Annotated in this window: 21 protein-coding genes; 8 read left to right on the top strand and 13 right to left on the bottom strand. The window is 59.1% G+C overall.

What is annotated here, in order from left to right:
- The first annotated feature begins 234 nt into the window (after nucleotides 1–234).
- Complete coding sequence (locus tag CLU86_RS01260) at nucleotides 235–801, top strand: 2OG-Fe(II) oxygenase (protein ID WP_233194723.1); 567 nt, start codon at nucleotides 235–237, stop codon at nucleotides 799–801.
- A gap of 77 nt (nucleotides 802–878) precedes the next feature.
- Nucleotides 879–1,331, top strand: coding sequence for an HAD domain-containing protein (locus CLU86_RS01255; RefSeq protein ID WP_099740304.1), 453 nt, complete (start codon nucleotides 879–881; stop codon nucleotides 1,329–1,331).
- Nucleotides 1,332–1,585: 254 nt separating this feature from the next.
- Here the strand turns inward: CLU86_RS01255 and CLU86_RS01250 are convergent, their stop codons facing one another.
- On the bottom strand, nucleotides 1,586–2,107 hold the full coding sequence (locus tag CLU86_RS01250) for an HAD domain-containing protein (RefSeq protein WP_099740303.1): 522 nt from the start codon (nucleotides 2,105–2,107) through the stop codon (nucleotides 1,586–1,588).
- Between the two features lie 62 nt (nucleotides 2,108–2,169).
- Entirely contained in the window at nucleotides 2,170–2,469 is a 300-nt protein-coding gene (locus tag CLU86_RS01245; RefSeq protein WP_158236286.1) for an antitoxin Xre/MbcA/ParS toxin-binding domain-containing protein, read from the bottom strand.
- A 71-nt stretch (nucleotides 2,470–2,540) separates the two neighbouring features.
- On the opposite strand from CLU86_RS01245, the gene CLU86_RS01240 reads away from it, so the two are divergent.
- From CLU86_RS01240 to CLU86_RS01220, 5 genes are all read left to right on the top strand, one after another.
- The gene (locus tag CLU86_RS01240; protein ID WP_099740301.1) at nucleotides 2,541–3,401 is read left to right on the top strand and encodes a DNA/RNA non-specific endonuclease; all 861 of its coding nucleotides are present in this window, start codon (nucleotides 2,541–2,543) and stop codon (nucleotides 3,399–3,401) included.
- A gap of 1,209 nt (nucleotides 3,402–4,610) precedes the next feature.
- The gene (locus tag CLU86_RS01235) at nucleotides 4,611–5,183 is read left to right on the top strand and encodes a hypothetical protein (protein ID WP_143226633.1); all 573 of its coding nucleotides are present in this window, start codon (nucleotides 4,611–4,613) and stop codon (nucleotides 5,181–5,183) included.
- An 18-nt stretch (nucleotides 5,184–5,201) separates the two neighbouring features.
- On the top strand, nucleotides 5,202–8,492 hold the full coding sequence (locus tag CLU86_RS01230) for a DEAD/DEAH box helicase (RefSeq protein WP_099740299.1): 3,291 nt from the start codon (nucleotides 5,202–5,204) through the stop codon (nucleotides 8,490–8,492).
- Nucleotides 8,493–9,489: 997 nt separating this feature from the next.
- The gene (gene rpoH, locus CLU86_RS01225) at nucleotides 9,490–10,431 is read left to right on the top strand and encodes an RNA polymerase sigma factor RpoH (protein WP_099740298.1); all 942 of its coding nucleotides are present in this window, start codon (nucleotides 9,490–9,492) and stop codon (nucleotides 10,429–10,431) included.
- Nucleotides 10,432–10,663: 232 nt separating this feature from the next.
- Nucleotides 10,664–11,677: a tripartite tricarboxylate transporter substrate binding protein gene (locus CLU86_RS01220; RefSeq protein ID WP_099740297.1), complete on the top strand. Its 1,014-nt coding sequence runs from the start codon at nucleotides 10,664–10,666 to the stop codon at nucleotides 11,675–11,677.
- 71 nt (nucleotides 11,678–11,748) lie between these two features.
- On the opposite strand, the gene CLU86_RS01215 is transcribed toward CLU86_RS01220, so the two are convergent.
- Genes CLU86_RS01215 through CLU86_RS01195 form a run of 5 tightly spaced genes read right to left on the bottom strand, consistent with a single transcriptional unit; the run spans nucleotide 11,749 to nucleotide 15,920 of the window.
- Nucleotides 11,749–12,360, bottom strand: a complete 612-nt coding sequence (locus tag CLU86_RS01215) for an SCO family protein (RefSeq protein WP_099740296.1) — start codon at nucleotides 12,358–12,360, stop codon at nucleotides 11,749–11,751.
- Between the two features lie 4 nt (nucleotides 12,361–12,364).
- A complete protein-coding gene (gene cyoE / locus CLU86_RS01210) occupies nucleotides 12,365–13,258 on the bottom strand; it encodes a heme o synthase (protein WP_099740295.1) in 894 nt (297 codons plus the stop codon).
- Complete coding sequence (locus CLU86_RS01205; protein WP_099740294.1) at nucleotides 13,255–14,451, bottom strand: heme A synthase; 1,197 nt, start codon at nucleotides 14,449–14,451, stop codon at nucleotides 13,255–13,257. Before CLU86_RS01205 ends, cyoE begins: the two co-directional genes overlap by 4 nt.
- 1 nt (nucleotide 14,452) lies before the next feature.
- Nucleotides 14,453–15,196: a hypothetical protein gene (locus CLU86_RS01200; protein ID WP_099740293.1), complete on the bottom strand. Its 744-nt coding sequence runs from the start codon at nucleotides 15,194–15,196 to the stop codon at nucleotides 14,453–14,455.
- Nucleotides 15,126–15,920 carry an SURF1 family protein gene (locus CLU86_RS01195; RefSeq protein ID WP_369803798.1) on the bottom strand — a complete coding sequence of 265 codons (795 nt, stop codon included), beginning with the start codon at nucleotides 15,918–15,920 and terminating at the stop codon, nucleotides 15,126–15,128. The genes CLU86_RS01200 and CLU86_RS01195 overlap by 71 nt, the downstream gene beginning before the upstream one ends.
- Before the next feature lie 15 nt (nucleotides 15,921–15,935).
- Here CLU86_RS01195 and CLU86_RS01190 point away from each other — a divergent pair, with 15 nt between their 5' ends.
- Entirely contained in the window at nucleotides 15,936–16,157 is a 222-nt protein-coding gene (locus CLU86_RS01190) for a twin transmembrane helix small protein (protein WP_099743207.1), read from the top strand.
- Between the two features lie 88 nt (nucleotides 16,158–16,245).
- Here CLU86_RS01190 and CLU86_RS01185 read toward each other — a convergent pair whose 3' ends face one another.
- From CLU86_RS01185 to coxB, 6 genes are read right to left on the bottom strand one after another with little or no spacing between them, the layout of a single operon-like run.
- Entirely contained in the window at nucleotides 16,246–17,127 is an 882-nt protein-coding gene (locus CLU86_RS01185) for a cytochrome c oxidase subunit 3 (RefSeq protein WP_099658236.1), read from the bottom strand.
- Between the two features lie 57 nt (nucleotides 17,128–17,184).
- Complete coding sequence (locus tag CLU86_RS01180) at nucleotides 17,185–17,412, bottom strand: DUF2970 domain-containing protein (RefSeq protein WP_099658235.1); 228 nt, start codon at nucleotides 17,410–17,412, stop codon at nucleotides 17,185–17,187.
- Entirely contained in the window at nucleotides 17,409–18,026 is a 618-nt protein-coding gene (locus CLU86_RS01175; protein ID WP_099740292.1) for a cytochrome c oxidase assembly protein, read from the bottom strand. Before CLU86_RS01175 ends, CLU86_RS01180 begins: the two co-directional genes overlap by 4 nt.
- 10 nt (nucleotides 18,027–18,036) lie before the next feature.
- Nucleotides 18,037–18,147, bottom strand: a complete 111-nt coding sequence (locus tag CLU86_RS22970; RefSeq protein ID WP_233194722.1) for a cytochrome oxidase small assembly protein — start codon at nucleotides 18,145–18,147, stop codon at nucleotides 18,037–18,039.
- Between the two features lie 11 nt (nucleotides 18,148–18,158).
- A complete protein-coding gene (ctaD, locus tag CLU86_RS01170; RefSeq protein WP_099740291.1) occupies nucleotides 18,159–19,790 on the bottom strand; it encodes a cytochrome c oxidase subunit I in 1,632 nt (543 codons plus the stop codon).
- A gap of 30 nt (nucleotides 19,791–19,820) precedes the next feature.
- Nucleotides 19,821–20,990, bottom strand: coding sequence for a cytochrome c oxidase subunit II (gene coxB, locus CLU86_RS01165; protein ID WP_099658232.1), 1,170 nt, complete (start codon nucleotides 20,988–20,990; stop codon nucleotides 19,821–19,823).
- Nucleotides 20,991–20,996: the final 6 nt, after the last annotated feature.

Genomic DNA, 20,996 nt, shown 5'->3' with positions numbered 1-20,996 from the left:
GCGAAATTGGATTATCAAAGTAGAGCCGCATGAAAATCTGATCGAGTGCATGCTGCAAACACTTGCGGAGTGCGTGCCGGAAACCAAGGCGCTGGTCCAGGGGGACGCATGGAAAACTCTCGCCCTTGACCTGTCAAGTCCTTGCTTCCTTACGTCACGGGAGGAGCTGCTAATCGAGGGTTTGCGCAGTCTATGGCTCCGCACACCGTGCAGCACCAGAAATAGTTTCTCAGCATGAAGCTTGTAGCTCACTCGGACCGTGTATTCAGCATTCCAGCGTTTCTAAACTCTGCAGAATGTCTGGACCTCATAGCTCTTGCGGAGGGGGCCGGTTTCACTTCTGCCGGAGTTCGGACCGCTGCAGGGCAAGCGGCGATGCCAGCGATTCGCAACAACGAACGAGTCATGGTCGAGAGCGGTGAATGGGTTGAGGCGCTATGGCTCAGACTTTCGTCCGCTGGACTGCCCTCGCTTGAAAGTGAAGTTCCCGTAGGCTTGCCGAAAGACATCCGCTTTTACAAATACTCATGCGGCCAGCGGTTCAAGATGCACAAAGACGGACCATGGAGCGAGGGTGGGCGCGTGAGTCGTCTGACGTTTCTCGTCTACCTCAATGAGGCATTTACTGGAGGTGAAACGGATTTCCGACAGTTCAAGATCCGTCCAGAAACAGGGACCGCACTTCTGTTCGTCCACGACACCTGGCACGAAGGTGTTGCCGTTGCCGAAGGGGTCAAGTATGTCCTCCGCTCCGATGTACTTTACGGAGGGTCCGCTGCTTCGCATGTCAACCCACACTGACGTTCATTCAGCGCGCTTCGTTCGGTTACTTTCCGTTGGTCATCCCCGTCTTGTAGGATGCCTTCAGAGGTATCACCATGGCTATTCTGTTTCTGGACTTTGATGGGGTCCTGCACCCTGAGCATTGCCACGAGTCCAAGCATTTCAGCTGCCTACCGGTTCTGGAAGACGCACTCCGGAAAATGCCCGAGTTGCAGGTGGTGATTACCAGCACCTGGCGGCTGCAAAAGCCGCTAGATCAACTGCGTAAGCGGTTTTCTGCGGACATCGCTGCCAGAGTGATAGGAGACACACCACGCTTCAATACTCTGGTTGATGTTCCTTCCACCCTTGTGAGCTACGAGCGGGAGGCCGAGTGTCATGCGTGGCTCAGGGCAAACGGCATGTCCTATCTGCCCTGGCTGGCCTTGGATGACCGCTCATGGTTGTTTCGGCCGTTTTGCAAGTCGCTGTTCTTGGTGGATGGCAAAACGGGACTCACCGTAACAGCCGGAGAGCGATTGCTGGACAAGATGCGCCAGTTGCTCTGAGCTGTAGCGCAGGTCGTTTGACAAGCAACTTAACTATCGTTTTTGGACCTGATTGTGTTGCTGTTGTGAACGGGGAGGCGATGCTGATTCGCTAGACCCGTTGCCCGGGGCTTGTACATGCGCTTGGTAGATAACATGCGCATGTTATGGGCCAAGCAGTGGCTCCTCGTATGCGAAGCTGCCCCCCAGGATTTGCAGCAGGGTCGACGGGCTAAGTTTCAGCCCGTCGGGACTTCAGTAGACCCGCTGGAGCGTTATTGTTTAGCCAACGCCGCATGACAGCGCTGCAGCTTCTCCCCGAGTTCTCTCTGAACCTTCGGATCTGACAGCCCTGTTCTCCCCTCGCAAGCGATCAGGTTCTGCCTTGATTCATCGGGCCAGTCCTGCACATCGTCATCCAGAGCAAGCCACTGCCGTGGTTTCCTGCGCTGTGCATCTTCTTGCACCTGCACGCCCCGTGGCATGTTTCGGAACATGGACTGGTTCCATGGGTCTACGCCATGAACCCGCTTGTGGTAAGTCCCGCCAATGAAGCGGGTGCGCAAGGAGGATGGAAGCCGCTTGAGTGTTGCGCTGTAGCCAGGCCGGATACACCAGGTGCTGCTGAGCACCAGAGCCACCGCTGGGTAGTGCTCAAGGGCTGCCTCCAGGATCGGCACCCACTCAAACAAAGCGTGCCCCGCTGCTTCGTATGGGCTCATGAAGATCCCTTTGCCGGGATGCCACAGCACTTTCTCGTGGTGCACCACGCCGTCCAGATCCAGATACAACACCACGTCGGCGCTGCGCGGTGGCGAAGCTGGGAGGTAGGGACAAGAGCCAGTGCTGCTCACAGCCGTCAAGCCCCTTGCGGAGCTTCCATGATCTGAAGGTATGTCAGGACAGCTCCAAGTCCGTCTTTGGTCTGTATGAGCGAGGCCGGGGTTCCTGCAAGCGCTGTGTTGTGCGAGGCCATCCACCGTTTTCCGGCCTGTTCGTCCAAGCCCACGTTGGCCGCCAACGCTTGGTGGAGCTTGATCAGTGTGATGGCCCGTTGCCCAGTGGGTGTGTCTGCCCGGAGATGTTCGACGCCTGCCTCCATGGCGGAGATCGCTTGCGCATCAAGGTGCAGCACTTGGGCGAGTTCGGCATGGGTCAAGCCCAGCTGCTCGCCCGCTCTCAAAGCGCCTTTGGTCAAGACTTGGTCACTTGTCATACGCCTGCACTCGCATGTTCACCCCCATTCGTGCCAGTGTATCCACCCGTTTCCAATTGGGAAGGTGGTCAAATCAGCGCCCCTTTGAAACCCGAGACCCTGTGAATATTTCTGTTTGCCGACCAGCGCTTGTCCTTGCGCTGGCATTGTCTGTTTCGTTTCCCGCCCTGGCCCGTGGCCACTTCAGTGATCAAGCACCGCTGACGGTTCCACACCCCACGAGCTTTTCTGAATGCCGTCAGTTCTTTGCAGACGGGCGCCCACCGGTGGTTCCCAAGAGAGCTGCACTGCGTGAGCTTTGCTACGCAGCGTTTGCGGTCCTACACAGTGGGGAGACCAAGACGCCTGTCTATGTCGCCCAGAGGCTCAACCGTAAGAGCATTGAAGATGCGCACGAACGCAGAGCAGACAAGTTCTTTGCGGATGCACGTTTGCCTGCGGCGGAGCGTGCCGAGCTCAGCGACTACAAGCATTCGGGATATTCGAGAGGGCACATGGCACCGGCTGGCGATATGTCCACCCCCACGTCCATGGCGCAGAGTTTTTCTTTGGCGAATATGGTTCCCCAGAACGCACAACAAAACGGTGGTTCCTGGGCAAGGATTGAACAAGACACCCGCAAGTACGTTTTGCGTGCCAGCGGTGATGTGTATGTAATCACGGGGCCAGTGTTTGAGCCCGACGCGTCTACGATTGGAGAGGGGCGAGTGCGCGTACCGCGTTACCTCTTCAAACTGGTGTACGACGCCACGACGGGTCGCAGCTGGGCCCACTGGCAAGAGAACCGGGAGGGAGAGCGAGTGTCAGCCCCCATCAGCTACCGTGAGCTGGTGCGGCGTACTGGCGTGGAGTTCTTGCCTACAGCGGGCCGGTGAGCGTTGAGGCTACAGCCAGCGCTCACTGAACACGCTTTCTGGGGCCCCACATGGCATGTGACCGCACAGCATGGCGCACACGGCTGGAAAGCAATCTCCCACCAACGACTCTGACGGGCTTGGGGTGGATCCGGATCTCGCCGTCTCGCATTGCAAAGAAGACCCGTTGCCCCACTTTGAAGCCGGAGAGTTGTGGGGGGAGGTGAACCTTGTCCCCTCGCACCATGGTGGTTGTGTACAACACCTTGGAGTGAATGGGGGATCGCAGGTTGCTCGAAGGACTGATGGACACGGTTTGGCTCCAGAGAGTGCTCACCCAAGCGTATGGGGGATGCGCGCTGAAAGCAATCCAGACAGCGGTCACTTGCTCTCAATTTGGTGGTCTCGCAGAACTAGACCAATGGAACTCAGGCAGAGATGGCCAATTGGGCAGCTGGAGATAGCGTCCAAATTGACATTGACCTACCGTCCATTTCGACATCGTGAATGCAGTATTGATGCGCAGCAGGAATTTATACAGTTGACCTGCACAACAGGGTTTTATTTAGTGGATCGGCAGAATAGGCCTTGGAGAAGCGATCTATATTCATGATGTCTCTCGGGTCCTGAGGGCGACCACTGACCTCGATTTAGATCAAACAGACGATCGGCTTGCGCCATGTCGAGGGGCTGCTTCGCAGCGGTTGCGGTCTCTCGCTTCCCCGAACTTGGTACACGTTAGCTGCCATTCAACATGCAATTGCGGGCCTGCCCATTGCTCACATTCGGCGAGGAAATCCTGAGCGGCTCACACTGCTCCAGTCTCCGGCGTCACAGGTCAATTGCCATCACCTACGGCCTGGTCATGCCACGAATGTCTGATTTGAGCAAATTTGTCCCCGCCAAACCGAGGACAGTTCACCGGGGTGCAAGCGCGCCGCGCAAGCTGAAGCCACCGTCCCTATCTCCTGCCTCGTGTGTCTGTAACATTAGACACTTGCTTACAAAATCAAACGCGGTCAGGGAGGTCGTGTGCCAATCAACTTAAATCCGTTCGGAGCGACAGACTCGCTGTGGACCGGCAACACGTGGGTTGTCCCTGACGAAGACGTCCTTGCTAAGTGGATTGCGTGGGTGGCCATTGGCCAAGCGCTCCACGTCGCAGAGATTCTTCACGCGGCGACCCCCACCGGAACCCCACCCACGAACGACGCGGCGAAGTTAGACGCCGTGGAACTCCTCACCCAGAAAGGCGCCGACCCATGGCACCGAGATGGGTGGATGTTCCAGGTTATGTCGTGGCTCGCGGCCCATGTGAACACGCCAGGTGCCCGTATTGCGCTTCCGCACTTGATTCACGCCGAGAAGGGTCTCGACGGCCTCGAAATACTGCTTGATGCGTCGCAGGACGTTGTCGCAACCATTATTTTCGAGGACAAGGCGACCACAAACCCGCGAGACACAATTCGCGATGGTGTTTGGCCGGAGTTCGTCAAATTTGAGTCGGGACATGGGGTAAACAGACTCACGCAACAAGCCTCTGGAATTTTGGCTGCGGCGAATCACCCGAACCCGACTGCTGCCGTCAACAAGATTTCGTGGAATGCGACTAGGCGCTATCGCATCAGTATTACCGCAAGCGAAAGCACGCCAGATTCTCGGAAAAGCCTCTTTAAGGACTACGACACGAAGGTTCAGGGGAGCATTGTCCGTCGAAGGGCAGAAGTTTTCGTGGTCAACGACGTTAGAGCGTGGATGGCGAATCTCGCCACCAAAGCAATCGCTCAAGTGGCCAAGTTCTAAGTTCGGGAGGTCTTTGCGATGTTTGACCCTACTACCGAAGAGCTGATTCGGCACGCTCCCACCCTTGATGGATTGGATAACAACCAGCTCTCAAAAGAGTTCACCCGGATATATACAACCATCGTGGCTGCGCGCATGCGGCTACGTGACTTGGCAGCACAACCCGACGAAGGAGATGAGTCACGGGCAGCGACGCTTTCAAGCGTCGCCAAAGAGATGAAGTTCCTCAGGGAGCTTGCAAGCACTCAGGAAGCTCTCATCTCCGTGAGCCCTTCTCGCGAAGACAGACGCTCGGCGGCTTTCGTCGCTGGTACTGCGCACTACGTTCTTTTGCAGGCAGAACGCATCCTTGGGGAAAAGGTGGTCTCCCGCCTTGAGCTGGATTACGTCTCGCCTGAGGTGTCTGCGACTGTGCTCTTCATGATTGCTGGAGCGAGTGCTGACGCCGCCGAGATGGCCGGAGAGATTGAAGAAGACTTCTCTCAGTCGAATCCCCATCGGGCTTCGCTCTTGGCCGCAATTCGTCGATTCGCTAAGGGAGAGCTTGGCAACATTCAGCCGCAGTCCGATTTCATAAGTACCGCCGGTGAGGGGCGCCCGAGCATCGGGGGGGCGATTGATGCGCTATACCACCTGATCTACAACGGGCTGGCTGCCCTAGCAGCGGAGATGCTCGGCGATGCGGATTCGAGTAGCGAGGCAGAGTTTGCGCGAGTGGAAGCTCTTTGCAGCCGAACAATCAGTAGCCCGTATCAAGGTCAAACTATAGTTCGGGTCCTTGCTGGGCCGCGACATTTAGCCGTGTTGCTCAAGATTCTCGCCGGGGACTTTCCGCAGGCTAGTGTCGCCAATCTCAGTCCTCCTAACGGCAGCGACCCTGCTAGGTGGAAGCGCGGAGTTCGCCATATTTCGGGCCGTCGGCCGTACCTTTGGCCGAACCACCTCGACGCCATTCGAAGCGGCTACCTAGACCTCGGAACATCAGCAGCAATCAGTTTCCCAACCGGAGCAGGTAAATCAACGCTATCCGAACTGAAAATACTTGCGACACTAAGCAAGCAGCTGGATGTTGTTTTTCTGGCTCCGACGCTATCACTCGTCGACCAAACGGCACGAGTCCTAGACGCAGCGTTCCCTGACGCAGATGTCGAACGTGAGTACGCGAGTGACGACCCATTCGGATTCAACTCTGTACGTCTTCCCCCAATCACCGTCATGACACCAGAGCGATGCCTCGCTCTGATGGGGTTCGAGCCAAAACTGTTCGAGAACGTTGGCCTCATCGTCTTTGACGAATGCCACCTACTGCATGCCATCGACACAGAGAGGGGGAAGCGTGCCGTCGATTCCATGCTCTGCGTGCTCAATGCCGTGGAGCTTGCTCCAAAGGCCGACATGCTGATGCTGTCGGCCATGATGAGCAACGCAACTCAAATTGCTGGATGGCTCCAGAGCGTCATGAATCGGCAATGTCTTGCACTCTCCATGAGTTGGAAGCCGACTCGACAGGTGCGCGGCTGCTTGGTGTATCCGCGTTCCGAGGTCGACGCATTGACGACCCTCGCGAGGTCATTGAAGGCCTCTGCGGCGACCAACGCGCCGTCTGAAATGGCAAAGCGAAAGATGCTGGCTCGGCCACAAGGCTTCTTCGGTCTGAAGCAGACTTGGGACACGACGAACCGCGTCGACTACGCACTGCTTCCCTTGCTTGACCGGCCGGTTCAATTGGCGCTCAGCAAGTACTGGAAACTGACGCCCAACGCGAACAACGTTGCGTCGGCGATTGGGTCTGCCGCCGTCGACCACAGTTCCTCTCGTGTGCTCAAGACCCTCATCTTTTGCCAGACGACAGTTAACGCAAACAGCACTGCCGAGTACACCAGGGAGCGGCTGGGGAAGAACGCAATCCAATTGAGCGCTGAGGAGAATCAACTCTTCGACCTTGCCTTACAAGAAGTTGGAAGCGCAGACAGCCTATACATTGAAGTGTCCTCCGAGAAGGAAGTGACTTCATCAGCGCTACCGCATCACGCCCGGCTTCTACCTGCAGAGCGGCACCTGCACGAGTCGCTGTATCGACGCCAAGATGGCATCCATGTGTTGGCCGCGACGTCGACGCTTGCTCAGGGAATGAATCTGCCTAGTCAGATTGTTCTGATTGCAGGCGACAGCCGCTTCGACGCGGCAAACAACCAACTCGAACGTCTGCAGGCCCACGAACTGCTGAATGCGGCGGGTCGAGCAGGACGAGCCGGCGAGAGTTCGTATGGGTTCGTTCTTGTCATCCCAAGCAAAGTGGTTTTCTTCGACGATTCGGTCGGCCTCATCCATGACCATTGGACGAGCCTTAAAGAAATTTTCTCTCAATCAGACCAATGCCTCGCAATCGAGGACCCGCTCGCGCCGATTCTCGACTCAATACACTCGCATGAGGAAGGTAACGTTGCAGCCGACTATTTGCTCCGACGCCTTCCTGTCGGCGAATCGGATGAAGAGACGGAGACGAAGTCTCGCGCAATATTGGCTCGAACCTTCAACGCATATATCAAAGGTCTCTCCGGTGACCAGAGTTGGCTGGAGTCTCGCGTAGCTGCGGCAATCGCGGCCAAAAAGAAGCTTGCAGACCCGGATGAAGATTCCGATTGGTCGAATGTGCTCGCGGCGAAATTCGGCATTCAGGCCTCCACGCTTCGCTCGTTAGAAGTGCACCTCCAGACACCGCCGAGTGACACTTCAGTACACGGTTGGACTCGATGGCTCTTCGATTGGCTGAAGTCGGAACCGAGGGCCTTTATTGAGATGACTCGTCAGGAGGGGCTTGAAACCTTGTTCGGCAGCAAATTTACTGCGCTGACGACGCCCGAGGAGCGAGGGGCATTTGCCATTCCGAGACTTCTACCGCTCCTCGAAGCTTGGATGGCCGGGAAGCCGTTCACGGCCATGGAGAAGGTTTTTAACCCTTCCCTAACGAAGCTCAATAAGTGTGAGAACAGCCGGGACTTCGTACTGCGAGTTCTCCCAGACATCGCGTACATCGCATCACTTCCTGAATTAGTCCGCCGTGCGGGTGAGGCCATTGACGAATCTTGGCTGCCCCTTGAACGTCTAAGTGGATGTGTTCGAGACGGACTGGACACGCTCGAGAAGCTAGCGCTCTACCAAGTCATCGGCAGGTCTGGCGCTCGCATCGCATCACACCAAACATGGGATGCCTGCGAGTTCTGGACAGCAGCGGCACAGCCGAATGAGGACTGGAAGACATTGCGAAACCGAGTCAAGGAAGGCTGGACATCTTGGAGCGTGCCATAAGCCCTGGCTAGCGGGAAGGGCTTATTCTCCAGTTGCGGTTAGGCGCAGCAAATAGGTTCTGTGGCTACTGGTCGTGCAAGTCGGGGTTTCTGCTGGCGGCCTAATAAGACGAGCGAGGACTTTGCCCTTGAACTCACCGCCCAGGACTAAAAGTTCGCAAAGCTGTCGTTGGTGAACTTCAGCAATCAGCCTGAAGCAGCCATCAACACATCCAAAAGCCAGTACCCAATTACAAAATGCTGTGGCGATATCGCTCAGGCACGCCACAAGCGGAGGTGCGCATTTTCAGCGCCCTTGAGAAGCGGGAAAAACGCGCTCATGGGAAGCCGTTTGGATGCCTTGAACCAAGGGGTTTGACATGCATGTCATTTCAGGCGGGGCATACGAGGATTGCTGAAAAATTGCCCAAAATTTAAGCAAATTCGCTAGCAACAACGCCCTAGAAATCCATAAAAAATATACAAATCAATAACTTACGAGATTTTTTGCAAACCAAAAAATACAAAACTCAGTGAGAAAAATACAAAACTCCCCGAGAATCGACAACAGTGAACTGTCGATATTTACTGGCCGCTGAACTCTCGACCACGACAAATCAATGACTTAGAAGCGCCTGCATCACCCAGTTTTGTACTCCGTGTTCCTTGAGTTTTGTATTTCCCTGGGTGTTTTTCACTGGGTCTTGTACTTTTCCCTGCCGTTGGCCAGCCGGGGCCCCAAGCGGCCAAAAGGCTGCAACTACCTCGCGGCCCGTCGAAGCCGCGCCAGCGCTTGATCTGCACGCGACCGTCAGGACTGGGCGACGGCACCTGGCGACCAGCGAGAGCCAGGAATACAAAACTTTGCGAGAAAAGTACAAGACTTGCCGCGCCACGACATGAACATCGACAACAGCCTTCGCCGCAATCCCATATGCCAACTGCGGGTGGGAACTTTGGCCTTAGCACTCTATCTATGAGAGTGCTAACATGATGCCATTGAGGAAAGGATTCCCGGCATGACACACTCATCTGGAACCGCAATCACTGCTGTGACACCCACCAGCCCCTGGGCGCTGGTACCGGCCCTGGGTAACTTGGACGCCTACATTTCGGCGGTCAATCGCCTGCCCCTGCTGACGCAGGAAGAAGAGCAGACGTACGCCCGCCAACTCAAAGAAAACAACGATGTGGACGCTGCGGGCCGCCTGGTGATGTCGCACCTGCGCTTGGTGGTTTCCATTTCACGCCAGTACCTGGGGTACGGGTTGCCCCATGGCGATCTGATCCAGGAAGGCAATGTCGGCCTGATGAAGGCCGTCAAGCGTTTTGACCCTGACCAGGGCGTTCGGCTGGTGAGCTACGCCATGCACTGGATCAAGGCGGAGATCCATGAATACATTCTGAAAAACTGGCGCATGGTCAAGGTGGCGACCACTAAGGCCCAACGCAAGCTGTTTTTCAATCTGCGCTCGATGAAGCAGGGCTTCAAGGCCGATGCCAGCGCAGCCGATGCTGCCACGCACCGCGACACGCTGTCTGACCACGAAATCGATGTGGTGGCAGCGCAGTTGAACGTGAAGCGCGAAGAAGTCATTGAAATGGAAACGCGCATGTCGGGTGGCGATGTGCTGCTGGACCCCACCCCTTCGGACGACAGCGAACAGGCCTTTGGCCCGATTGCTTACTTGGCCGATGCCTCGCATGAGCCCACGGCCATGATCGAGTCGCGCCAGCGCGATGTGCTGGCGTCTGACGGTATTGCCAATGCGCTGGCAAGCTTGGACGAGCGCAGCCGCCGTATTGTGGAAGAGCGCTGGCTGAAGGTGAACGACGATGGCTCAGGCGGGATGACGCTGCACGAACTGGCAGCGGTGTACGGTGTGAGCGCTGAACGCATTCGGCAAATTGAAGTGGCTGCGATGAAGAAAATGAAGAAGGCTTTGACGGAACCCTCCTAAGCCGTTGAAGCAAGGTGCAAATGGGGCGCAACCGGGCGTGCAGCCGCGCTACCATTTGCGAGCCTTGCCGATAAACCCCACACAGGGCCCGCCAGGAACCTGTTGATGCTGATTGCGATACCCCTGCGTGGTGGCTTCGCAAGCAGGTCAACAGATTTGGCGGGCTTTTCTTTTTGCGGTGCAAAGGCGCTTTGCCGTGTGCCGCAGGTTCATACACCTTGGAAGGAGCCCCATGCATCCCGTGTTCTCTCGCCGCAGTGCCGTTGTCCTGGCATTGGCGACATTGGCTTCGTCTTGCGCTCTGGCCCAAAAGGCCCCCGCCGTTGCAGCCCAGGCCCCCTGGCCTACCAAACCGCTGAAGATTGTGGTCGGCTTCCCTCCGGGCTCTTCGCCCGACCTGACGGCTCGCACTTTTTCTGAGCCTCTGTCCAAGGCATTGGGGCAGCCGGTGCTGGTGGAAAACAAGGTGGGCGCAGGCGGCAACATTGGGGCCGATGCGGTGGCCAAGGCACGGGATGACCATACGATTGGCTTGATGATCAATGGCAACATGACGATTGCCAAGCTGATCAATGCCGCTGTGCTCTATGACCCGCAAAAGGACTTGGCACCGCTGACGCTGGTGGGCACATCGCCCCTGGTGCTGACGGCCCCGCTGAGCCAGCCCGGGGTGTCGGCCACCGCCGACGCCCGCGAGTTCATGGCCGCTGCACGCAGCGCAGGCGACAAATGGAGCTACGGCACGCCGGGCGTGGGCACAGTGGGCCACATTGGCACAGAGCTGCTGAAAGCGCGCAGCGGCATCAACCCGGTGCATGTGCCCTATGCAGGCTACCCACAGGTGGCCACCGCCATGCTGGGCGGGCAACTGCAGATGGCGCTGCTGCCCCCGGCGCTGGCGCAGGCGCAAGTCAAGGCAGGCAAGCTGCGGGCGATTGGGGTGACATCGGCAGGCCGCAGCGCGCTGGCGCCCGATGTACCCAGCCTGAGTGAGGCGGGCATCCAGGGCTTTGAGCTGGAAATTTGGAATGCTTTTGCCGCCCCTGCCACCATGCCCAAGCACCTGCAGGTGCGGCTGGCCACCGTACTGGCAGAGATTGCACGCACCCCGGATGTGCGGGCCAAGCTGTTCCAGCAAGGCTGGCAAGTGGCTGGCACGTCCCCTGAGGGCCTGGCCAATCGCATCAAGGCGGATACGGCCACCCTGGGGCAGATCATTGCCCAACGGGGCATCAAGGCAGATTGAGCCCGGTAGTCCGGTGGGGCCATGCCGATAGGCAGACCCCGCTACCAACGCTGTGCCAACCTGCTTTCGCCCTACTTTGACTCTTTGAGCAAGGTGGCCACATCCGCCGCCAGGGCCGCGGCGCCGCTGCCGTAGCGGTGGTACACGCGCAGGCGGCCTGCAGTGTCGTACACGTAGCTGCCGGCCGAGTGGTCCATGGTGTAGCTGGTGGGCGTCTTGCCATCCACCTTCTTGTAGTAGATCTTGAAGTCCTTGGCCACAGCGGCCAGCTCTTGCGCATTGCCGCGCAGCGCCAGGAAGGTGGGGTCAAAGTTGGCCATGTAGGCCTTGAGCACTTCGGCGGTGTCACGCTCGGGGTCTACGGTCACGAAGATGCCTTGCAGGCGCTCACCATCCGCACCCAGCGTGCGCTTGACCTCGGCCAGCTCCTGCATGGAAGTGGGGCAAACGTCCGGGCACTGGGTGAACCCAAAAAACACCACCACCACCTTGCCAGCAAAGTCTTTGAGGTGGCGCGGCTGGCCGTTGTGGTCGGTCAGGGGCAGGTCACGGGCGTACTCGGCGCCGGTGATATCTACCCCCTTGAACTCGGCCTTCTTCTCAGCACAAGCAGAAAAAAGTGCCGTAGCGCTTACCAATAAAGCGCTAGTAGCTATTATTTTTATAGCATTTCGTTTTTGCATGGGGTCACATCACGTAATGGTCTACCAGCAGCGCGGCAAACAGCACGCTCAGGTGAATCAGGGAGAAGCGGAAGGTCTTGCGGGCCAAGGCATCTGAGTAGTTGCGCCACAGCGCAAAGCCGTAGCCACAGAACCCGGCACTCAGCACCACGGCAAAGGCCAGGTAAATCCAGGAGCTCATGCCGTACACAAACGGCATGAGGCAGCCTGCAAACAGGATCAGCGTGTACAGAAACACCTGCAGCCGCGTGAACTCGTTGCCATGGGTGACGGGCAGCATGGGCAAGCCAGACTTGCGATAGTCCTCCACCCGGTACAAGGCCAGCGCCCAGAAGTGCGGGGGCGTCCACAAGAAGATGATGAGGAACAGGATCAAGGCCTCGGGCCCCACATCCCCTGTGAGGGACGACCAGCCCAGCACCGGCGGCATGGCGCCCGATGCGCCTCCAATCACGATGTTTTGGGGCGTCAGCGGCTTGAGGATGACGGTGTAGATCACGGCATAGCCCACAAAGGTGGCAAAGGTGAGCCACATGGTCAGCGGGTTGATCCACACATACAGCAGCACCGAGCCCGCAGCGCACAGCACCGCAGAGAACAGCAGGGTTTGCTGGTTGGACAGCTCGCCCTTGGCGGTGGGGCGCCAGGCGGTGCGCTTCATCTTGGCATCAATGCCCTGCTCCACGATGCAATTGAACGCTGCAGCGGCCCCGGCCACCAGCCAGATGCCCACACAGGCCAGCGCCATGGTGCCCAATTGCGCGCCACTGGGCAGGCCGGGCACTGCCAGCACCATGCCAATCAGGGCGCAAAACACAATCAACTGCACCACGCGCGGCTTGGTCAGCGCGTAAAACTGCGCGAATCGCGAAGGGGGGGAAACGGCAGCAACACTCATGCAATCACTCTCGGCGCGCGCAATGGCGCAGACATCTCAGGCTGGCCCACTGCAGCACGGCTGGCGGCAAGGGCCCAGGTCAAAACCACCACCAGCGCCGCAGCGCCGCCAGTGTGCAACACGGCAGCCACCAGCGGCCACCCCAGCACCACGTTAGACAGGCCGGTGGCCAGCTGCAGCGCAGCCAGCCCGGCCAGCCACTGCGCCTGTGCACGCAGCGCAGCAACGCGGCGCAGCCGCCAGGCCAGCCACACCAAGGCTGCCAGCACCAGGTAGGCCATCAGGCGGTGCACGTAGTGGATGGCCGTGAGCCCCGCAAAACTGATGTGGGAGCCGTCTTTGAGCAGGCCCAACTCGCGCCACACCTCAAAGCCCTGTGCAAAATCCATGGCTGGCCACCAACTGCCCTGGCAGGTGGGGAAGGTGGTGCAGGCCAGCACAGCGTAGTTGGTGCTGACCCAGCCGCCCAACACCACCTGTGCAGACACCAGTGCGGCCGTGGCCCACAACGCAGCGCGCAGCGGCCCCGGCAAGCCCACGCGCGCCACGCCCTGCGCCGCACGCGTGTGCTGCACGGCCTGCACGCACAGCAAGGCCAACAGCACCAAGCCACCGATGAGGTGCAAGGTGACGATGGCCGGAAACAGCTTCATGGTGACGGTGAGCGCACCAAAAGCCCCTTGCAGGCACACCCACAGCAAAGTGAAAGTAGGCCACCATGGGCTGCCACCCGGCGCGGGCCCCGCATGGGCCGTTGATGCCTTGGCGTGCCGCCAAGCCCGGTGCTGCGCCCAGGCAGAAGCCGTCATGGCAATGATCAGCACGCCCACCCCGGTGGCCAGGTATCGGTGGATCATCTCGACCCAGGCCTTGCGGTGGGTGACCGGCCCAGTGGGCATGGCATCTTGGGCTGCGGTGATTTCTGCTTGGGCCCCCACCGGGCTGGCGCTGCCGTAGCAGCCAGGCCAGTCGGGGCAACCCAGGCCCGAGTCGGTGAGGCGGGTGAAAGCGCCAAACAGCACCAGATCAAAGGTCAAGAACAGGGTGAGCACCGTCAAAGCTTGCAGGCGGCGCATGGGCGATGCCCCACGGTTGCGCCAGCGCACCCAGGCCAGGGGCCCCAGGGCAATCAACAAGCCCAGCAGCATGAGCCTTGTCAACGGAGCCAGGTCGTACAGCGGTTGGGCATCCATGTCAGGGCTTTCCGGGGCGGCCGGGCTCGTCCCAGGAGGCCGATGCACGCAGCAAGCGCTCCAGGTCTTTTTTGGCCTTGGCGGCGCCTGCGGCATCCATGAGGGCCGGGAAGCGCATCATCCAATGACCCTGTGGGTCCACCACGTAGATGTGGTCGGGCAGTGCATGCCCGGGCGCGGGCGCCAGCCACTGGGCGAGCGCAGCACCGTCCACACGGCGCACCTGCGCCTGCTGGAGGGCCGGGGCCAGCGCTACGGGTGGGGTCTGCCCATCAGTGACCAGCCACACCCAGTCCACCCGGTCTTTTTCGCGGCCCACGCTCTCCCGCAACTGGCGCTGCAGGTACAGGTGCTTTTGGCAGTCTGCGTCGCATTGGCTGCCCGCCACGCTCACCAGCAGCCACTGGCCCTTGAGGTCTGGCAGCGTGCCTGTGCTGCCATCCAGCGCCGTCGTGGGCAATGTGGGCATGGGGCGCTGGGGTTCAATCAGCTCGCCATAGTTCTTGCGCCCCTCGGGCCGGATGACGTAGTAGGTGAAGTAAGACGCAATGACCGGAGCCGCGCAAATGAGCATGACCGCCAGCATCTTCCAGCGCCCATGGCGGGTGCGCTGCGCAGCATCCATGGCCCCGCCCGCTTCGGGCAGCGTGTGGATGGTCAGACCCAAAGGGTGCTCAGCCGCCACCGCTGGGGGCACGCTGGCGGCGTGGGCGAAAGAAGCGTCGGACGATTTGGAACCAGACATAAAGGAGTGCAATCAGGCCGCAAAGCCCGAACCATTGAAATGCGTAACCATAGTGTTTATCGACGCCCGACGAGACCACAGGCCAGTCGCGCAACAGGCCTTCACTGGGATCACCCAACTGAACCACCGAGAGCGTGAGAATGGGCCGCTGCACCTCTGCACCCATGGCCGCCAAGTCGAGATTTTGCCGGATGCGGGAAGACCCCTGAGCGCTATCCCCCGCAACGAATTCGTACAAGCGCGAAGGCAAGGCCGCCACACGGCCTTGCACTTGCACCGGCCCTGTTGGGGTGTCTACCCTGGGCACCTGGGTGCGGTCTTGGAAATTGCGGGGCACCCAGCCACGCTGCACCAGCACCACGGTTTTTTCATCGGGCAACAACAACGGCATCACCACATAAAAGCCTGGGCGGCCTTGCATCTGGCGGTTGTCCAAGTACACCGTGTGCTCAGGCAGCCACCGGCCTTGCAGCGTCACCGCGCGGTGCAGCAATGCCTCTGCGTCTGCAGCCATAGCCCCGCCCTCCCCCAGCTTGTCACGCAAGGCCTGGCCGTCCAGCGCGGGCATGGCGGCACGGGCCTCCAAGGTGGCCTGGTAGGCGACCTTCTCAGCCGCCCGCCCCAGTTGCCAGCGCCCTAACGACGCAGTGACCCCCATGCCCACCAAGGCGGCCAGGGTAATGAGAACAAAAAGCACACGCTGTGCACGCGGGCGGGGTGTCACGGGATAATGGGCTCCATGAAATATCTTGTCGTGTTGGCGTTTATCGGCATTGTGGCCAGCCTGGGCTCGGCGCTGTTCTTCATGATGCGCAATGGCCAAAGCGATGCCGCCAAAGGCAAGCGCATGGCCCACGCACTGGCGGTGCGGGTGGGTCTGTCCATTGTGCTGTTTGTCTGCATTTTGGTGGCCTGGCAATTGGGCTACATCCAACCCACGGGGTTGCCAGCCACTCGCTGATCGCCGCTCGAACTGGGCTGCAACACAACGGTCCTAGCACCCACAAAAAAAGCGCCTTACGGCGCTTTTTTAATGTGGCCAGCCAGATTTACATCCAGTACACCAGCACGTACAGGCCCAACCAGACCACGTCCACAAAGTGCCAGTACCAGGCTGCACCTTCAAAGCCGAAGTGCTTCTCGGCCGTGAAGTGGCCTTTTTGCAGGCGCAGGGTAATGAACAGCAGCATCAACATACCCACAAACACGTGGAAGCCGTGAAAGCCCGTCAGCATGAAGAAGGTGGAGCCAAACACGCCGGACGAGAGCTTGAGGTTCAGGTCGGTGTAGAGGTGGTAATACTCGTAACCCTGCACGATCAAGAAGACGATGCCCAGCAGCACGGTGGCCCACATGAAGGCAATGGTCTTGCCACGCTGGTTCTCACGCAGTGCGTGATGGGCAATGGTCAGCGTGACGCCAGAGGTCAACAGCAACGCGGTGTTGATGGTGGGCAGCCAGAATGGGCCGACGGTCTGGAAGGGCTCAACAATGCCAGCGGGCGACGCGGTCACCCCTGCCGCTAGGCTGGGCCACACCGCCTTGAAGTCGGGCCAGAGCAGTGCGTTGTCCAGACTGCCCAACGCGGGCACCGAGTGCGAACGCGCCCACCACAGCGCCGTGAAGAAGGCGCCGAAGAACATCACTTCAGAGAAGATGAACCAGCTCATGCTCCAGCGGTAAGACAGGTCGATCTTGTGACCGTAGAGACCGCCTTCGCTTTCGCGGGCTGCATCGCGGAACCACTGGTACAAGACAAAAAGCCACCACACCATGCCCAGCGCCAGGGAGTACTTGCCCCAGTCATGGCCATTGATCCATTGGCCTGCACCCAGGATCACAAAAAACAGCCCAGCAGCGGCCATCACAGGGTGACGAGACTCTGCAGGCACGTAGTAGTACGGTGTTGTGCCGTGTGTTGATGCACTCATTTCAGCTCCTGACTCTCTAAATCGTTGTTATCTGTCTCGGGGGGCGAGCCCACTGCGTCACACAATCCAGTTCACCAGCGCAATGAGCGCCAGCACCAGCGAAAAAACGGCCACCAATCCCACCACGATGATGTGGATGGGGTTGAGCTTCTCTACATCCTGCGCGTACTCAGAACCTTTGCGCAGACCGATCAAAGACCAAGCCACGGCACGCACCGTGCGCAAGAATGATCCTTTGCGCTGTACCGGCGTTACCTTGGGGGAAGAAGGCTTGGCTGCGCTCATGAGCCAGCCCCTTCCTGCCCGGCCACGGCTGCAGCTGCAGACTGGGGTGCCGCAGGTGTCTTACCGCCCACCTCAAAGAAGGTGTAGGACAGCGTGATGGTGGACACGTCTTTGGACAAGCGTGGGTCGATCACAAACGCCACCGGCCATTCCTTCTTTTCGCCGGGCTCCAGGGTGTACTGGTTGAAGCAAAAGCACTCCAGCTTGGTGAAGTGCGCTGCTGCCTGGCGAGGGGCATAGCTGGGAATGGCCTGCGCGGCCATGCGCCGGTTCTGCACGTTCTGAAACTCGTACATCACGGTGGTCAATTCACCAGGATGCACTTTCACTGAGCGCTGCGCGGGCTTGAAGTCCCAAGGCCCGCGTGCGTTGGCATCGAACTCGACCGTGATGGTGCGGCTCTTGTCCACCTGGGTATTGGCGGGCAGTTTGGCATCTTTGCCCGCCGACCCGTTGCCGGGCACCTGCCGCTCTGACAGCGACAGAATGTTGATGCCCGTCATCTCGCAAATGTGCTTGTAGATGGGTATCAGCGCGTAGCCAAAGGCAAACATGCCCGCTGCAATCACCAGCAGCTTGCCGACCATCTTGGCGTTTTCGCGGTGCAGGCTCATGGCAATGGTCTCAGCGTGACAGCAGCACGACTTTGACCATGAAGCCCACAAAGAAAGTGGCTGCCACAGACGCCAGGACCAGCGCCATCCGCAGGTTGCTTTTCTTTTGCTCGGGGGTCATGACGACGCTCCTTAGCCAATGACGCGCGTTGCCGTCGCATCCAGCTTGGGGGGAGTTTCATAGGTATGGAATGGCGCTGGCGACGGCACTTCCCACTCCAGGCCCTCAGCACCCTCCCAAGGCTTTTGCGGAGCCTTGGCACCCTTGCCGCGCATGGCAGGCACCACCACAAACAGGAAGAAGTACACCTGCATCAGACCAAAGCCCAACGCGCCGACCGATGCGATCGCGTTGAAGTCGGCAAACTGCATGGGGTAGTCAGCGTAGCGACGGGGCATGCCTGCCAAGCCCAGGAAGTGCATGGGGAAGAAGGTGACGTTGAAGGTGATGAGCGAACCCCAGAAGTGAATCTGTCCACGGGTTTCGCTGTACATCACGCCCGTCCATTTGGGGGCCCAGTAGTAGTACGCCGCAAACATGGAGAACAACGACCCGGCCACCAGCACATAGTGGAAGTGGGCCACCACGTAGTACGTGTCTTGCAGCTGGATGTCGATCGGCGCCATGGCCAAAATCAGGCCAGTGAAGCCACCCATGGTGAACACAAAGATGAAGCCCACAGCAAACAGCATCGGGGTTTCGAACGTCATGGAGCCGCGCCACATGGTTGCGATCCAGTTGAAGATCTTCACGGCCGTGGGCACGGAGATCAGCATCGTGGCGTACATGAAGAACAGCTGGCCCGTCACAGGCATGCCGGTCGTGAACATGTGGTGGGCCCACACAATGAACGACAGGATGGCGATGGACGAGGTGGCATACACCATGGAGGCATAGCCGAACAATTTCTTGCGTGCAAAGGCAGGCACGATCTGGCTGATGATGCCGAAGGCCGGCAAGATCATGATGTACACCTCGGGGTGACCGAAGAACCAGAAGATGTGCTGGTACATCACCGGGTCACCGCCACCGGCGGGGTTGAAGAAGCTGGTGCCAAAGTGGCGGTCGGTCAGCGTCATGGTGATGGCACCGGCCAGCACGGGCATCACGGCGATCAGCAGGTAAGCGGTGATGAGCCAAGTCCACGCAAACATGGGCATCTTCATCAGCGTCATGCCAGGGGCTCGCATGTTCAGGATGGTCACGATGATGTTGATCGAGCCCATGATGGACGAGGCGCCCAGGATGTGCATCGCGAAGATGCCAGCGTCCATGGAGGGGCCCATCTGCAGCGTCAGCGGTGCATACAGCGTCCAGCCCGCAGCAGGTGCGCCGCCGGGCATGAAGAACGAGCTCACCAGCATCAGCGCGGCAGGGATCATCAGCCAGAAGCTGAAGTTGTTCATGCGGGCGAACGCCATGTCGGAGGCGCCGATCTGCAGCGGGATCATCCAGTTCGCAAAGCCCACGAAGGCCGGCATGATGGCGCCGAACACCATGATCAGGCCGTGCATGGTGGTGAGCTGGTTGAACAGCTCGGGGTTCACCAGCTGCAGGCCGGGTTGGAACAGCTCAGCGCGAATCAGCAGCGCCAAGATGCCCCCCACCATCAACATGGTGAAGGAGAACAGCAGGTACAGCGTACCAATGTCTTTGTGGTTGGTGGCGAACACCCAGCGGCGCCAGCCTGAGGGTGAATGGTGGTCATGGCCATCGTGTGCGTGATCGCCAGCATGCCCATGATTGTCGAGAACTGCGCTCATAGTGAATTCCTCAATGCAATAGGGCGATGATTACTTGCCACGCTGGGCCACGATTTCTGCAGGCTGCACCAGCTGGCCGGTTTTGTTGGACCAGTTGTTCTTGGTGTAGCTCACCACTGCCGCAATGTCTGTATCGCTCAATTGCTTCCACGAAGGCATGGCACCGTTGGCTGCGCCGTTGAGCAGCACCTGAATCTGCTTGGCATGGTCGGCATCCAGCACGATGGCAGAGCCGTCCAGCGGCTTGATAGGGCCAGCGCCCTTGCCATTGGCCTGGTGGCAAGCAGCGCAGTTGGCGGCATACACCTTTTCGCCCCGCTTGAGAATGTCTGCCAGCGCCCACACCTTGGTGGGGTCGTCCAGCTTGGCAGCCGCCTTTTTCTTTTGCTCCGCCACCCAGCCCGAATAATCTTCCGCAGACAGCACCTTCACATGGATGGGCATGTAGGCGTGTTCCTTGCCGCACAACTCAGCACACTGTCCGTAGTAGTCGCCCACTTTCTCTGCGCGAAACCATGTGTCGCGGACAAAGCCGGGGATGGCGTCTTGCTTGATACCAAAGGCGGGCACCATGAAGGCATGGATCACATCGTTGGCGGTGGTGATGATGCGGACCTTCTTGCCCACGGGCACCACCATCGGGTTGTCCACTTTGAGCAAGTAGTCCGCAGGTGCCTGAGACACGTTGCCACTGTCGGACATGACGCGGTGGCTGCTGTCGAGCGTGGAGATGAAGGCCAAGCCTTCACCTTCGCCCGTGATGTAGTCATAGCCCCACTTCCACTGGTAGCCAGTGGCCTTGATCGTCAGGTCGGCATTTGTGGTGTCCTTTTGCGCGACCAGCACCTTGGTGGCGGGCAAAGCCATCAGGATCACGATGATGAACGGAACAATCGTCCACACGATTTCCACCGTCACCGACTCATGGAAATTGGCAGACTTGGCGCCTTTGGACTTGCGATGCTTCCAGATGGAATAGAACATCACGGAGAAAACGGCGATGAAGATCACCGTGCAGATGATGAGCATCATCCAGTGCAAGAAGTGCTGCTCTTCGGCAATTTTGGTGACTGGCGGGGCCAGGTTCAACTGATTGACGGCGGGCCCACCGGGCAGGTCCTGAACGGCGTGGGCGGCGCTGCCCACCCATGCACCGGCCATCAGCAGCAGAGAAGCCAGCTTGTTGGGAATGCTCTTCATAGTTCT

The organism is Acidovorax sp. 62 (assembly GCF_002754495.1).
Classification (GTDB): Bacteria; Pseudomonadota; Gammaproteobacteria; order Burkholderiales; family Burkholderiaceae_C; genus Acidovorax.
This window is presented reverse-complemented; position numbering and strand designations above follow the sequence as displayed.

What these genes read in the sequence shown, in the direction of transcription:
- CLU86_RS01205 (WP_099740294.1), bottom strand. Translation starts at nt 14,451, where the DNA reads ATGGATGCCCAACCGCTGTACGACCTGGCTCCGTTGACAAGGCTCATG.
- CLU86_RS01240 (WP_099740301.1), top strand. Translation starts at nt 2,541, where the DNA reads ATGTTCACCCCCATTCGTGCCAGTGTATCCACCCGTTTCCAATTGGGA.
- CLU86_RS01200 (WP_099740293.1), bottom strand. Translation starts at nt 15,196, where the DNA reads ATGTCTGGTTCCAAATCGTCCGACGCTTCTTTCGCCCACGCCGCCAGC.
- CLU86_RS22970 (WP_233194722.1), bottom strand. Translation starts at nt 18,147, where the DNA reads ATGACCCCCGAGCAAAAGAAAAGCAACCTGCGGATGGCGCTGGTCCTG.
- CLU86_RS01215 (WP_099740296.1), bottom strand. Translation starts at nt 12,360, where the DNA reads ATGCAAAAACGAAATGCTATAAAAATAATAGCTACTAGCGCTTTATTG.
- CLU86_RS01220 (WP_099740297.1), top strand. Translation starts at nt 10,664, where the DNA reads ATGCATCCCGTGTTCTCTCGCCGCAGTGCCGTTGTCCTGGCATTGGCG.
- ctaD (WP_099740291.1), bottom strand. Translation starts at nt 19,790, where the DNA reads ATGAGCGCAGTTCTCGACAATCATGGGCATGCTGGCGATCACGCACAC.
- CLU86_RS01260 (WP_233194723.1), top strand. Translation starts at nt 235, where the DNA reads ATGAAGCTTGTAGCTCACTCGGACCGTGTATTCAGCATTCCAGCGTTT.
- CLU86_RS01230 (WP_099740299.1), top strand. Translation starts at nt 5,202, where the DNA reads ATGTTTGACCCTACTACCGAAGAGCTGATTCGGCACGCTCCCACCCTT.
- coxB (WP_099658232.1), bottom strand. Translation starts at nt 20,990, where the DNA reads ATGAAGAGCATTCCCAACAAGCTGGCTTCTCTGCTGCTGATGGCCGGT.
- CLU86_RS01175 (WP_099740292.1), bottom strand. Translation starts at nt 18,026, where the DNA reads ATGAGCCTGCACCGCGAAAACGCCAAGATGGTCGGCAAGCTGCTGGTG.
- CLU86_RS01190 (WP_099743207.1), top strand. Translation starts at nt 15,936, where the DNA reads ATGAAATATCTTGTCGTGTTGGCGTTTATCGGCATTGTGGCCAGCCTG.
- CLU86_RS01255 (WP_099740304.1), top strand. Translation starts at nt 879, where the DNA reads ATGGCTATTCTGTTTCTGGACTTTGATGGGGTCCTGCACCCTGAGCAT.
- rpoH (WP_099740298.1), top strand. Translation starts at nt 9,490, where the DNA reads ATGACACACTCATCTGGAACCGCAATCACTGCTGTGACACCCACCAGC.
- CLU86_RS01185 (WP_099658236.1), bottom strand. Translation starts at nt 17,127, where the DNA reads ATGAGTGCATCAACACACGGCACAACACCGTACTACTACGTGCCTGCA.
- CLU86_RS01180 (WP_099658235.1), bottom strand. Translation starts at nt 17,412, where the DNA reads ATGAGCGCAGCCAAGCCTTCTTCCCCCAAGGTAACGCCGGTACAGCGC.
- cyoE (WP_099740295.1), bottom strand. Translation starts at nt 13,258, where the DNA reads ATGAGTGTTGCTGCCGTTTCCCCCCCTTCGCGATTCGCGCAGTTTTAC.